Annotated in this window: 12 protein-coding genes; 8 read left to right on the forward strand and 4 right to left on the reverse strand. The window is 39.0% G+C overall.

Going from position 1 to position 13,343, the window contains the following annotated elements:
* Entirely contained in the window at window positions 1–969 is a 969-nt protein-coding gene (locus HDE68_RS08075; RefSeq protein ID WP_183880768.1) for an NAD-dependent epimerase/dehydratase family protein, read from the reverse strand.
* Between the two features lie 73 nt (window positions 970–1,042).
* Here HDE68_RS08075 and HDE68_RS08080 point away from each other — a divergent pair, with 73 nt between their 5' ends.
* Entirely contained in the window at window positions 1,043–2,230 is a 1,188-nt protein-coding gene (locus tag HDE68_RS08080; RefSeq protein ID WP_183880770.1) for a formimidoylglutamase, read from the forward strand.
* Here the strand turns inward: HDE68_RS08080 and HDE68_RS08085 are convergent.
* Window positions 2,121–3,008, reverse strand: a complete 888-nt coding sequence (locus HDE68_RS08085; RefSeq protein ID WP_183880772.1) for a hypothetical protein — start codon at window positions 3,006–3,008, stop codon at window positions 2,121–2,123. The genes HDE68_RS08080 and HDE68_RS08085 overlap by 110 nt on opposite strands.
* 429 nt (window positions 3,009–3,437) lie before the next feature.
* Between HDE68_RS08085 and HDE68_RS08090 the strand changes: the two genes are divergently transcribed.
* Entirely contained in the window at window positions 3,438–3,809 is a 372-nt protein-coding gene (locus HDE68_RS08090; protein ID WP_183880774.1) for a DUF3592 domain-containing protein, read from the forward strand.
* 85 nt (window positions 3,810–3,894) lie between these two features.
* Window positions 3,895–4,374: a hypothetical protein gene (locus tag HDE68_RS08095; RefSeq protein ID WP_183880776.1), complete on the forward strand. Its 480-nt coding sequence runs from the start codon at window positions 3,895–3,897 to the stop codon at window positions 4,372–4,374.
* Between the two features lie 55 nt (window positions 4,375–4,429).
* Here the strand turns inward: HDE68_RS08095 and HDE68_RS08100 are convergent, their stop codons facing one another.
* Both HDE68_RS08100 and purD read right to left on the reverse strand, forming a co-directional pair.
* Window positions 4,430–4,765: a hypothetical protein gene (locus HDE68_RS08100; RefSeq protein ID WP_183880778.1), complete on the reverse strand. Its 336-nt coding sequence runs from the start codon at window positions 4,763–4,765 to the stop codon at window positions 4,430–4,432.
* A gap of 213 nt (window positions 4,766–4,978) precedes the next feature.
* The gene (purD, locus tag HDE68_RS08105) at window positions 4,979–6,253 is read right to left on the reverse strand and encodes a phosphoribosylamine--glycine ligase (protein ID WP_183880780.1); all 1,275 of its coding nucleotides are present in this window, start codon (window positions 6,251–6,253) and stop codon (window positions 4,979–4,981) included.
* A gap of 231 nt (window positions 6,254–6,484) precedes the next feature.
* Between purD and secA the strand changes: the two genes are divergently transcribed.
* From secA to HDE68_RS08130, 5 genes are all read left to right on the forward strand, one after another.
* Window positions 6,485–9,796: a preprotein translocase subunit SecA gene (secA, locus tag HDE68_RS08110; RefSeq protein WP_183880782.1), complete on the forward strand. Its 3,312-nt coding sequence runs from the start codon at window positions 6,485–6,487 to the stop codon at window positions 9,794–9,796.
* 79 nt (window positions 9,797–9,875) lie between these two features.
* The gene (locus tag HDE68_RS08115; protein WP_260171701.1) at window positions 9,876–10,301 is read left to right on the forward strand and encodes an SPOR domain-containing protein; all 426 of its coding nucleotides are present in this window, start codon (window positions 9,876–9,878) and stop codon (window positions 10,299–10,301) included.
* Window positions 10,302–10,309: 8 nt separating this feature from the next.
* Window positions 10,310–11,497, forward strand: a complete 1,188-nt coding sequence (locus HDE68_RS08120) for a M20 family metallopeptidase (RefSeq protein ID WP_183880787.1) — start codon at window positions 10,310–10,312, stop codon at window positions 11,495–11,497.
* A 9-nt stretch (window positions 11,498–11,506) separates the two neighbouring features.
* Window positions 11,507–12,442, forward strand: a complete 936-nt coding sequence (locus tag HDE68_RS08125) for a hypothetical protein (RefSeq protein WP_183880789.1) — start codon at window positions 11,507–11,509, stop codon at window positions 12,440–12,442.
* Window positions 12,443–12,453: 11 nt separating this feature from the next.
* The gene (locus HDE68_RS08130; RefSeq protein ID WP_183880791.1) at window positions 12,454–13,254 is read left to right on the forward strand and encodes a hypothetical protein; all 801 of its coding nucleotides are present in this window, start codon (window positions 12,454–12,456) and stop codon (window positions 13,252–13,254) included.
* The last annotated feature ends 89 nt before the right edge of the window (window positions 13,255–13,343 follow it).

The following is a 13,343-nucleotide window of genomic DNA, read 5'->3' on the forward strand; positions in this document are numbered from 1 at the left end:
TTAAAGTTTTTTTAAACCTGCACATACTTCCTGAATGCTTTGATGCAGGGGCTTAAAGGTGATACCCGTACTATTCCTGATTTTATCGTTACTGTAAAAACTAATATTTAAACTGCTTTTGGCAGCATCGCTGGTCAGTGCGGCTGCTTTTCCTGTAAACAGGGAGGCGAGTTTGGCTGCGCGCCATGCAATGCCAAGCATCCATGGTTTCGCTTCTTTGGATGGGGCTTTAACACCCATTCCCTGAGCAATTTCTGAAAAAAACTGCTTATAATGATAATTCTCTGCAGATATTGTAAATCTTTCGCCAGTAATCTCACTCTCCATCAGGATGATCATGCTTTTTGCAACATCTTCTACGTCTACAATCCCGGTTGCGCCTCTGGTATAATAGCCCAGGCCGTCTTTAACAAGTTTGAAAATTGCACCGCTGCCTGAATATCCGGCATTGGGACCGATAATTACTGAGGGGTTAACAATGACAGCATCCAGCCCTTCGGCCATGCTGCGCCAGACTTCCATTTCTCCTTCATATTTGGAAATTGCATAGGAGTGGACGGTAGCATCATATTCCCAGAAATCTTTTTCAGTAATCTGCTGCCCCTTTTTAGGTTCACCCAGCGCGGCAACTGAACTTACATGAAGCAGTCTTGCCTGATGGTAAACACAAAGATTTGCCACATTGCTGGTCCCTTCAATATTCACCTTTAATAAGGCTGCTTTATCTTTAGGATCAAAAGATACAATTGCTGCACAGTGATATACCTGGCTGATATGTTCAAAGGCATCCTCCAAAGCGGACAAGTCATTAATGTCAGCTACCACCCATTCTATCAGTGTATTGTCTTTTAGTAAGGCAGGAATTGTTGAGTTCTCCCTCTTAAGGGCACGTACCTTTTTGCCCTGCCCTGTCAGCTGATAAATGAGTTCAGATCCTAAAAATCCTGTGGCACCGGTAACTAAAATCATTTCATTTTTTTTAGGATGTTCATTAATATATGATCTCAAAAATAGATATTTGACGGCATAGATACCATTAATTATGTCCTTATCCGATTTTTTCTCTCCTTTAGCTCTCGAAAAATTCACACCTAAACAGGGCTTTTATACCAGTCAGATGGGTATGAAGGCTAGTTTTTATACTGAAAAATTTCCTGAACTGGGCGATAAAGAATTTGATATTGCTATTATCGGTGTCAAGGATGACCGTGCTGCGGTCAATAACAGTGGCTGTTCATTAGGTCCGGATTACTTCAGAGAGCAGTTCTATTTATTACATGAAGGTGCTTTTGAGAGCCGGATTGTGGATTTGGGTAATATCCTTGCGGGTGCGACAATTTCTGATACTTATGTAGCGCTGAAAATGGTGGTCACCGAATTGATGCGCCTTGATATTGTTCCGGTAATTATTGGTGGCGGTCAGGATCTGACTTATGCGCAGTACATGGCTTATGAAGCTCTGGAGCAGAAGGTTGACCTGGTCGTTGTAGATAGTAAATTTGATCTGGACGAAGACGGAACTGAGCCAGGGAATATCGAAACCAGATCGGATGCTTATCTGAACAGGATATTTATGCATCAGCCTAATTATTTATTTAATTTCAGTAATATAGGATTTCAGACCTACCTGGTGAACCAGGATAGTTTGAAGGTGATGAATAAGCTTTATTTTGATGTTCACCGTCTGGGTGAGTTTTTAACTGATGTGAGTTCTGCTGAACCGGTGATCAGGAATGCAAACATGATGAGTTTTGATTTTTCCTGTATCCGCTCTTCTGATTCTTCTGCAAATGGAAATGCCGGCCCGAATGGTTTCTATGGGGAACAGGCTTGTAAGATTGCGCATTATGCGGGATTAAATGATAAGTTAACCTCTGTCGGCTTTTATGAATTTAACCCCGCTTTTGATAATGGCAGCCAGTCAGCAATGCTGCTTGGTCAGATGGTGTGGTATTTTGTAGATGGTTTTTACAACCGTAAAAAAGATTTCCCATTAAATCCTAAGTCTCAATATTTAATTTATCGTGCAAGTTTGAATGATGGCACAGGCGAAATGCTTTTTGTAAAAAGCAAGAAGTCTGACCGCTGGTGGATGCAGGTGCCTTATCCTTCGGGGGTCTCTAAAAACGAAAGATTCCATCTTGTTCCGTGTAGGTACGAGGATTATACGATGGCTGTGAACGGGGAGATGCCTGATTTATGGTGGCGTACTTATCAAAAGCTGCTTTAGTCCAGCTGGATTGTGCCCAGCCTTTATTCTTCTCAAAGATAAAATCCCCTGCTGTAATGACTGCACTGCAAATTCTTGCCGGATTAAATTCTTTGTGATTGTAAAGTAACTTTAAATGGTGTTTTGTGAAGAAGTACTGAAGCACAATACTTGTAATACAAAGGCATCCATGGGGCAGTTGAAAGCTGAGTTTCTGTTTTTCCAGGCTTTTTTGTTCTTTGGTAAGCTCTATCTTTCTGTAATCCGGGCGTACAGATTCATAGCCGTTTTGCAGATCAATAGCAGTCATACTGATTGTGATCATACAGCTGTGACAGTTTTCTGGAAACTTTATTTCACCTGGGATATTGATTTCAGGTAAAGTTAAATTGAGCTCGTGACCTGAAAGGGTGATGACGGGCTCTACCCAAAGACTTTTATGCAATGGTGAATTCAAATTGAAATCGAATCCGTTTAACCTCGCAAAACCATCTGTTGTAAATTGATGAGTTTCGTTTTTCACGGGATAGTATTGGGAAAGTATTTCCTGGAGTTTTCTCGTTAAGCGATTAATCATTGGGCCATCGTGAAATCCGAAAATCATGTTTCTATTGGACCAGCGGATAGATTTGCCCAGCATACTTGCCCTTCCAAAAAGATAAGCCTTTTTTTTAGTGTCCGGGCTTTGCCTTACTGTCTTCTCGCCAGGTTTAGTCTGTACGATCTGTACATTTTTAAATTTTCTGAACACGAGGTTTTTTAGCTTTCCAATCAGGAAGTTGCCTTTGCGTATTGCCATAAGGTGAATAATTTAAAATGAATTTATGTTTTATTTTACTTTAAGTTAAGTTAACTTCTGTGTGAATCCAAATCAAGTAAACCTTAGTTCCATAGCCAGTCCACCTATTTTAGAAAAAAGGTGGACCTAACGTGGACTCACCGTGGACTCAGGGTGGACCCATATACCGGTCAGCACGGGTTTGACTGCTCTGGTTCACGGCTTTACGATATAAAGTCTGAGCTTATGTTTTGTCTTATAAGTATAGCTTTTGTTTATTTTGGCGTAATAAAATGATGTGATTAATTGGGTCATTGTTGTTTATATCGTATATTGGGTGACGTTTGCCTCTGTGATAAGGTTGTTTGCGTAATAAACAAGAATTGATACAATATTCCGGCTGGAATTAAAGGGAACGTGTTAAAGAATATGAATTATATGGTGATGTATATGTTAGCTGTAGGTTTACTGTTAACAGGTTTTGGCCTTTCTAAGATTTTTAAGAGAAAGCAGTATAAACGCTCCGGAATAAAGGTTGACGGTATTGTATCTGATATAGTCGCAAGTGGCAGGAATTATTATCCGATTGTTAGTTATGAAACACTGGATGGAGTGGAAGTTGTAGAAGAATATCCGTTAGGAACTTCCCCCTCTGCTTTTAGAAAAGGAGAGCGTATCGCTGTGTTTTATAAACAGGAGAATTGTAAGAAGTTTATCATTGATACTAAAAAGTCTGAATATATCGAGTTTGCTTTTGTAGCAGTTGGGGTGTTGGTTGTTGTTGTTGCAGGATTTTATTTAGTGGGGGGAGAGCTGTTTTAAGCTCTTAGAACCAGAAGATGTTTCTATTAAATAATGAGTTTAAAAAGGCATTTTTTACCTTTGTCGCATATCCCGCTAAAAATATATGGTTTACCCAATTAAAACAGCTGCACTACAAGAAAATCTTGACTTTTATGGAGAAGTAATCTTAATGGAGAAGAGGGCGACCCAATACATTACAGGGTTTCCCTGGTGCAGGGCTGTTATAGAATCATCTCTTTATTTCAATTTAGGCGAGAAACTATGTGTTTTCTTATACGAAATTGATAATTCTTCAAGTAAAGAAGATAATTTTCTCTGGATAGTAGTTGGTGATCTTCCATCTATGTATCTGGATATTTATGGGCCTAAAAATACTGTTCACGTACTTGCAGATTATGTTGATCTGGCTAAAAACTGGATATCAAATGTCGAAGCCGGTTTATCGGTAACGGGCTGTTATCCATTTAATATTGCACCAACTATAGAAATGGCAGATTTGCTGAAAAAGAGAGTGGTGTTAATAGAAAATGCGATTCTTGCGAATATGGATGAAATCGGGTTGCCAGCTGGTTTGAAGGCGTAGGTTCAAATTAATATCTGTAAATAATAAACCCGGCAGATAGCCGGGCTTATCTATATTACTCAATAAATAATTGGTTCACTACATACAGGGTTTTAGTACCATTGTCATAGCGAATCACTGCATTGGCCTTGCCATCAGCGTAGATCTTTCCTGTAATAGACGTTACGTTTAGCCAGGTGCCGCTGATGGTATCATATACTTCTGCGCTGGTAAAATTCTGAGCACTATCTCCAAACAAAGAGATAATATATCTGCCTTGCTTTACTTTGCCATAATTGATGCTTGTGCTTTTGGCCTTGACAATTAAACCTGTTGCTGCCATTACTGGCTGGAGTGTCAATGAGCCCAGCATACAGCCGGCAATCATTGCATTGATCATTAATTTTTTCATAAGGATATGATTAGGTGATTAATCCTAAATATATTTAATTATCCTGTGATTATTTCATGATTTATTATCGGATGTTTAATTTTTATGAAAATTATAAGTTAAACCGATTGACAAGGTATTAAGACAGGGATATGAATCAGGTTGGAGATATTCTTTAAAATAAAAGGCCCGGAACAATTGTTCCGGGCCTTTTTTAAGGTGAAAAATTTGATATTACATCAAGTCAAAACCTATATCTTCTCTGAAATATTTTCCGTCAAAATATATTCTTGCTGCATCGGCCGTTGCCGACTGCAGTGCTTCAAACATATTATCCTGTAAACTGGTAACCGCTAACACACGTCCGCCGTTACTTTTAATTACGCCACCCTCAGCAATAGTACCTGCATGAAAAGCTAAAGATTTGCGGATATTATCAATCCCGGTCATCACTTTACCTTTTTCATAATCTCCAGGATAACCGCCTGCTACAATAACAACTGTAGCTGCACTTTTCGGGCTGATTTTCAATTGAACATCTTTTAACTTCTTTTTCGAAGCTGCGATGAAAAGTTCTACCAGATCATTCTCAATTCTTGGTATCACACTTTGGGTTTCAGGATCACCCATTCTGCAGTTATATTCAATGATCATTGGTTTATCGCCAACTTTGAATAAGCCGAAGAAAATGAAACCTGTATAATCTATTTTATCTTTTTTTAATCCGTTTATCGTAGGAATAATAATACTGTTCTCTACTTCTTTTAAGAATTTCTCGTCTGCAAATGGAACCGGAGAAACAGAGCCCATACCCCCTGTATTCAATCCGGTATCACCCTGACCAATACGTTTATAATCTTTAGCTTCCGGTAAAATCACATAGTTATCACCATCAGTCAATACAAATACAGATAATTCGATACCTGTTAAAAACTCTTCGATAACTACAATTGCACCTGCATTTCCAAATTTGCCTTCGCTTAACATCAAAGTCAGCTCTGCCTGTGCATCTGCTTTGGTTTCGCAAATTAAAACACCTTTACCAGCTGCCAGACCGTCTGCTTTTAAAACAACGGGTAAGCTGTGGTTCTCAAGATAAGCTAATCCTTCCTGCAGCGTATCTTTAGTGAACGATTTGGATCCCGGATGCGGAATACCATGGCGTGCCATAAATTCTTTTGAAAAATCTTTGCTGCCTTCCAGTATAGCGCCTTCTTTTTTAGGACCGATCACAGGGATTCCTGCAAGTTTTTCGTCGGCCAGGAAAAAGTCGTGAATACCATTGACTAAAGGTTCTTCGGGCCCGACAACAACAAGCTCAATTTTCTCCGTTAAAACAAATGTTCTGATTGCGGCAAAATCATTCGGATTAAGGTTTACATTTTTACCATATGCTGCTGTGCCACCATTACCTGGTGCAATAAATAGTTTTGAGCATTGTTCAGATTGACTCATTTTCCAGGCGAAAGCACTTTCTCTTCCACCAGAACCTAATAGTAAGATATTCATATCAGCAAAGATAACCGCTTTGTCTAAAATTTATAAATTATTATCATTCAATCATTACCCCCGAATGACAAATTGTACTTGTCTGCTTAAATAAAGGCAATATAGCCCGTACAATTACAAGATATTTTGTAGTTTTATCCCTCGATAACTGCCAAAGTGACCTGTCCGCGGATATGGCTTGGTTGTTGTAAAATGATGATTTAAAAACAAATAAAAACATAAATAGAAACGATGCTAGGATTTTTAACCAAAGTTTTTGGAAGCAAATCAGAAAGAGATATTAAGGCAATCCAACCACTTGTCATTAAGATAAATGAAGAATACGCTAAACTTTCGGCTTTAAGCAATGATGAATTGCGGAACAAAACTGTCTACTTTAAGGACGTAATCGCTAAATCTTTAGCTGAAATTGATACCCAGATAAGTACACTGAAAACTAATGCTGAAGGTCAGGATTTATCTTTACCTGAAAAAACTGCCATTTATGAGCAGATCGATGTATTAGTAAAAGACAGAGATAAATCATTAGAAGTTGTATTGATGGAAATTCTTCCTGCTGCTTTTGCAGTGGTAAAAGAAACATCGAGACGCTTTTCTGAAAACCCAACACTTGAAGTAACTGCGTCGCCTTATGACAGGGAATATGCTGCACGCAGGGCGAATGTTAAAATCGAAGGTGATAAAGCTTTCTGGGCTAATTCATGGGATGCTGCGGGAAGTACTGTAGTATGGAACATGGTTCACTATGATGTTCAGTTAATTGGTGGTATTGTATTGCACAATGGTAAAATTGCTGAGATGGCAACGGGTGAGGGTAAAACGCTGGTAAGTACATTACCTGCTTACCTGAATGCTTTAGCTGGTCAGGGTGTACATATTGTAACGGTGAATGATTACCTGGCACGACGTGACTCGGAGTGGAATGGTCCTTTATTCGAATTCCACGGTATCAGAGTAGATTGCATCGATAAACATGAGCCTAACTCTCAGGAACGCAGAAATGCTTACCTGGCTGATATTACTTATGGTACGAACAATGAGTTCGGTTTTGATTATCTGCGTGACAATATGGCGCAGGAACCAGGACAACTGGTACAACGTAAATTGCATTTTGCAATGGTCGATGAGGTCGATTCAGTTTTAATTGATGATGCCCGTACTCCTTTAATTATCTCAGGTCCGGTTCCTTTTGGAGATCAGCATGAATTTCATGAGCTGAAACCAAGAATCGAACGTTTGGTAAATGCGCAGAGAGAGTATGTAACCAAAGCTTTAAATGAAGCTAAAAAATTAATTGCAGATGGTAAAACCGGAACCGAAGAAGGTGAAGGTGGTTTAGCTTTATTAAGAGCGCACCGTGGTTTACCGAAAAATAAAGCACTGATCAAGTTTTTAAGTGAAGGAAATAATAAAAATATCCTGCTTAAAACGGAAAACAGCTATATGGCTGATCAGTCGAAAAATATGCCTAAAGTGGATTCTCATTTGTATTTCTACATTGATGAGAAAAACAACCAGGTAGAATTAACAGAGAAAGGTATTGAGCTGATCACTAAATCTGGTGAGGATGAGCATTTCTTCGTATTGCCTGATGTAGGTACTGAAATTGCTGAAATTGAGAAATCAACTTTAGAAAGTGAAGATAAAGTTGCTCAGAAAGATGCACTAATGCGTGATTACTCTATCAAAGCTGAGCGTGTCCACTCTGTGAATCAATTGTTAAAAGCTTATACCTTATTCGAAATAGATGTTGAATACATCATTGATGAAGGTAAAATCAAAATTGTAGATGAGCAGACTGGTCGTATCATGGATGGCCGTCGTTATTCGGATGGTTTACACCAGGCTATTGAAGCTAAAGAAAATGTGAAAGTAGAAGATGCTTCACAAACTTATGCGACAGTTACTTTACAGAACTTCTTCAGAATGTACCATAAATTATGTGGTATGACTGGTACAGCAACAACTGAAGCTGGTGAGTTCTGGTCAATTTATAAACTGGATGTGGTAGAAATACCTACAAACAGGGTGATGTCAAGATTAGATGAGCAGGATTACGTTTACCGTACTGTTCGTGAAAAATATAATGCAGTTGCAGAAGAGATCGTTAAATTAACAGAAGCAGGCAGACCAGTATTGGTGGGTACTACCTCTGTAGAGATTTCTGAGCTGTTAAGCCGCATGTTAAAATTACGTGGTATTAAACACAACGTACTGAATGCGAAAATGCACCAGAAAGAGGCTGATATCGTAGCTGAAGCTGGTCAGGCAGGAACGGTTACGATTGCAACGAACATGGCTGGTCGTGGTACGGATATTAAATTAGGTGCTGGTGTTAAAGAAGCAGGTGGTTTAGCTATCGTTGGTACAGAGCGTCATGAGTCTCGTCGTGTAGACAGACAGTTACGCGGTCGTGCAGGTCGTCAGGGAGATCCGGGTTCTTCTCAGTTCTTCGTTTCGCTTGAGGATAACTTAATGCGTTTATTTGGTTCTGAGCGTATTTCTAACATCATGGTTAAAATGGGAATTGAAGATGGTGAAGTGATTCAGCATTCTATGATTACCAAATCTATTGAGCGTGCACAGAAGAAAGTAGAAGAAAATAACTTTGGTATCCGTAAGCGTTTACTGGAATATGATGATGTGATGAACTCACAGCGTTCTGTAATCTACGCTAAACGTAAAAATGCTTTGTTCGGTGAGCGTCTGGATGTAGACATGAACAACATGGTATTTGATGTTGCTGAAGATGTGGTTTCTGAATATAAAGAAGCGGGTAATTATGAAGGGTTCAAATTAGAGGTAATTAAAAACTTCTCTTTGGATACTGATATTACAGAAGCAGAATTCAGTTCAAGAAGTATCCATATTTTAACGGATAAGTTGTTTGAAGAAGCAACTACTTTTTACGCAAGAAAATCTGAAAATATCATCCTTCAGGCAATGCCTGTATTAACACAGGTATTTGAAGAACGTGGTGATCATATTGAACAGATCGTTGTTCCTTTCACTGACGGAATCAGAAGTATCCAGGTTCCTGTTGAATTGAAAAAAGCAATTGCTAATCATGGCAGAGAAGTAACGAAATCTTTTGAGAAAACTATCGTTCTTGCTTTAATCGACGAATCATGGAAAGAGCATTTGCGTGAAATGGACGAATTGAAACAGTCTGTACAGAATGCAGTTTATGAGCAAAAAGATCCATTAATCATTTATAAAATGGAAGCTTTCAACTTGTTTAAAAACATGTTGAACGCAGTCAATAAAGAAGTAGTAAGTTTCTTATATAAAGGTGGTATCCCGATGCAGCAGGAAGCTGATGACATCAGAGAAGCACAGGCACCTAAACCGGTAGCAAGCAGATTACAGCTGTCAAAACCTGAATTTGCATCATCAACCAGTACAGGAGATGTACAGTTTGATGATACCCGCGAGGCTGTTCCGCAACAACCGATACGTAAAGAAGTGACCATCGGAAGAAACGATCCTTGTCCTTGTGGAAGCGGCAAGAAATACAAAAACTGTCATGGTGCAGGATTGTAATTTGTAATAGACATAAAGAATGCCGATTTTTGTAAAAAGAAATCGGCATTCTTTTTTTATAATAGTTTTACCCCTTTCTATGAGATCATTTTTTACATTCATTATTTGTTGCTTTTCTCTGGCAGGTTTTTCTCAGAAAAGAGGAGAAGTAGTCATTGTTAAAGATCCGCTGATTGATAGCCTGATTGAAAAGAGGATTGCTTTAAACAAGAAAGCAGCTCCTGTGACCGGGCATAGAACTGGCGGGGCAATTGTGCCGCAAATGGGCTACCGTGTACAGGTATTTTATGGCTCAGACAGAAGGAAGACTTTTAATGAACAGGCACGTTTTAAATCAGCTTATCCAAAGCTGAATACTTATATTACTTATAAAGTACCTAATTATTATCTCCGTGTGGGAGATTTCAGAACACGTCTGGAAGCCCAGAAATTGATGAATGAACTCAGGTCAACCTTCCCGACTTTGTTTATTTTCAGAGAAAAAATCAATGCACCCCGTTTATAGCAAATCAGATGATTAACAAAGAACAGATTCAAAATTTAGCGCATACTATATTTCAGGACGTTGTCGGTTATCGCCAGCATCTTCACATGAATCCGGAACTTTCTTTTGAAGAGTTTCAGACCTCAGCATTTATTAAGGAGAAACTAACCGCATGGGGTATCCCTTTCACGAGTATGGCAAAGACTGGTGTAGTTGGCTTAATTCAAGGAGATCTGCCCTCGGAAGAGGTTATCGCCCTGCGTGGTGATATTGATGCCCTGCCAATCATTGAAGCAAATGACAAGCCTTATGTTTCAAAGAATCCAGGGGTAATGCATGCCTGCGGACATGACGTGCATACTTCATCTTTGTTAGGTGCTGCTTATATTCTGAATGAAATGAAAGCTGAGTTTGGCGGGACTATTAAACTGATTTTTCAGCCGGGAGAAGAAATGCTGCCTGGTGGTGCAAGTCTGATGATTGCCGAAGGAGTACTAGAGAACCCAAGGCCATCAGGTATCATAGGACAGCATGTAATGCCCTGGATTGACGCTGGAAAGGTTGGTTTCCGTTCTGGTATTTATATGGCATCTGCCGATGAATTATATGTAACTGTAAAAGGAAAAGGCGGACATGCCGCACAGCCTCAGCAAAATATTGATCCGGTATTAATTACTTCTCATATCATTGTTGCTTTACAGCAGATCGTAAGCCGTTATGCTGATCCAAGATTGCCATCTGTGCTTTCTTTCGGAAAGGTAATTGCGAATGGTGCGACTAATATTATTCCTAATGAAGTGAAACTTGAAGGAACTTTCAGAACGCTGAATGAAGAATGGCGTGCAGAGGCTAAACGCCTGATGAAGAAAATGGCCGAAGGTATTGCTGAAAGTATGGGTGGCAGCTGTGAGTTTAACATCATGCATGGTTATCCTTTTTTAGTGAATGAAGAAAAAATTAGTGCGAGTGCCCGTGGTTATGCTGAGGATTATTTAGGTAAAGAAAATGTTGTTGATCTGGATATCTGGATGGCTGCTGAAGATTTTGCTTATTATTCTCAGGTTACTGATGCTTGTTTCTATCGCTTAGGTACTGGAAATGAGGCTAAAGGGACTAAATATTCTGTGCATCATCCAAATTTTGATGTAGATGAAGATGCTTTAAAGATATCTACTGGTCTGATGGCTTATATCGCTTTAAAGCAATTAGGAAACTAAGGTTTGAAGATGAAGAGCCTGATCATCGCTACTGTTTTAATGGTAAGCTGGTATGGAGGATTTGCACAGCAGATTCCCCGTTTTAATCCTGATACGATTAAGACTATCCAGCTGGATTCTAATGTGAATATCGTAGCGCAGAAGTTAAGTGTGGAGACTTTTATTAAGGCTATTACCACGGATACGAGCTTCTATGCAGCTTTCAGAAAGATGAAAAAGTATAGTTTCATTGCTGAAAACAGGATTTTTACTTATGACAAGAAGAATAAGGTAAACGGAAAGATTTACCGCAAAATCAGACATTCTAATTCCGGCCCTGTAAAAATGGAATACCTGGTTAAACAGGATACGGGTAAGGTGTTTAAAAAGAATGGTAAGTATCAGTTGTATACGGTAGAGATGTTTGATTACATTTTTATGAATGCCTATAAGTCTGACTTTGTTCCTAATGCAGCTTCTGCTGCTCCGGCAGGTAAGGGCGATACCAATTCAGGTTATAAAGAGAAGTTGAAAACACTGATTTTTAATCCTGGAAAACCGGTAAAAGGAATTCCTTTTATTGGAAGTAAAACGGAGATTTTTACGGCAAATATGCGCCAGTATTATGATTATAACTTCCAGAGCGGAACTTATCTGGATTCTATCCCTGTATACCGTTTCAGGGTAAGTGTTAAAGATGATCTGAGTAAATGGACTAAGGACGGCCTGATGATTAAAGAGCTGATTACGATTTTTGATAAACGTGATTTTGCAATTCTTGGCCGTTATGTAGATATGAAATACAGCAATATGCTGTTTGATTTTGATGTGCAGATGAATATTGAAATGGGATATTTTGGAGATGATAAATTGCCAACCAAGATTACCTATCAGGGGAATTGGAATGTGCCTTTCAAGAAAGAGGAAAGGGCAAGCTTTTTGATCCTGCATAAAGATTATCACTAGAATTTTAAGGAATGACGCATCAGCAGATATTAGATAAACTGGCAGCCGGAGACTTAGTTTCCTGTATTGATGATGAACTGGCCAGATTGGTAGGCTGGTCAATGAATTGGGAATTGGAAACTGCAGAGCAGCAAATGGCTGATTTTCTTCCTAAATTATTGTCCCGGTGGAATTGTGTTTTGAATGCCGGGAAAGATGAGATTGATGCACATTATAAACAGAAAGTAGTTCTTGTATTGGCTGTATTACTGCATAAGTATGGTTTTAAAGATAAAACGATCACGGCGGAAGCTTTAAAAGCAATTGACAAATTGAATAAAGGTGTGGTGCTGAGTGATCATTTTTTCAGAAAAACGGATGAGATCAAAGCAGTTTTAAATTCAGCGCCTGTACCACTAAAAAAAAGACCAGGGCATCGCGATAGTATCACTTTCTACAGGCCAAAAGATGTCATTTCATTCCAATTGGATGGTCAGTTTTATGCGGCTTATATACACCGTTTTATGAGACAGAATGATTGCCCTGTTATAGAATTTTACGATCAGGTTTTTACGCAGGTTCCTGAATTAAAGGACCTGAAGAATTTGAAAGCCAGAGGGGCTGTCTATAATGATGGTATAGCAAGAATTTCCCTTGATGCTATTTATTTGATGAAATATCTGCCTGACCTGGCAAATCAGGTTCATCTGATTGCTGCAGGCGTAGAAGAAAAACCTTCAAATGACCATCTGGAAGAGTCTGTCGGGATATATGGAATGAGTGATATATTCCGGATACAAGATTCGATCAGGGGTATGTTCATGCCACGTTAAAAATCAAACATTACCAATAGGTCCGAAAGCTTTACCTAAAAAATAGCTAAATTGGTTACCTTTGTTACTCTGGGAATCTTAACCAGATT

Origin of the sequence: Pedobacter cryoconitis (genome assembly GCF_014200605.1) — a bacterium.
Lineage (GTDB): Bacteria > Bacteroidota > Bacteroidia > Sphingobacteriales > Sphingobacteriaceae > Pedobacter > Pedobacter cryoconitis_B.

Coding starts and splice junctions, on each gene's coding strand:
- HDE68_RS08075 (WP_183880768.1), bottom strand. CDS start 969: ATGATTTTAGTTACCGGTGCCACAGGATTTTTAGGATCTGAACTCATT.
- HDE68_RS08080 (WP_183880770.1), top strand. CDS start 1,043: ATGTCCTTATCCGATTTTTTCTCTCCTTTAGCTCTCGAAAAATTCACA.
- HDE68_RS08085 (WP_183880772.1), bottom strand. CDS start 3,008: ATGGCAATACGCAAAGGCAACTTCCTGATTGGAAAGCTAAAAAACCTC.
- HDE68_RS08090 (WP_183880774.1), top strand. CDS start 3,438: ATGTTAGCTGTAGGTTTACTGTTAACAGGTTTTGGCCTTTCTAAGATT.
- HDE68_RS08095 (WP_183880776.1), top strand. CDS start 3,895: ATGGTTTACCCAATTAAAACAGCTGCACTACAAGAAAATCTTGACTTT.
- HDE68_RS08100 (WP_183880778.1), bottom strand. CDS start 4,765: ATGAAAAAATTAATGATCAATGCAATGATTGCCGGCTGTATGCTGGGC.
- purD (WP_183880780.1), bottom strand. CDS start 6,253: ATGAATATCTTACTATTAGGTTCTGGTGGAAGAGAAAGTGCTTTCGCC.
- secA (WP_183880782.1), top strand. CDS start 6,485: ATGCTAGGATTTTTAACCAAAGTTTTTGGAAGCAAATCAGAAAGAGAT.
- HDE68_RS08115 (WP_260171701.1), top strand. CDS start 9,876: ATGAGATCATTTTTTACATTCATTATTTGTTGCTTTTCTCTGGCAGGT.
- HDE68_RS08120 (WP_183880787.1), top strand. CDS start 10,310: ATGATTAACAAAGAACAGATTCAAAATTTAGCGCATACTATATTTCAG.
- HDE68_RS08125 (WP_183880789.1), top strand. CDS start 11,507: ATGAAGAGCCTGATCATCGCTACTGTTTTAATGGTAAGCTGGTATGGA.
- HDE68_RS08130 (WP_183880791.1), top strand. CDS start 12,454: ATGACGCATCAGCAGATATTAGATAAACTGGCAGCCGGAGACTTAGTT.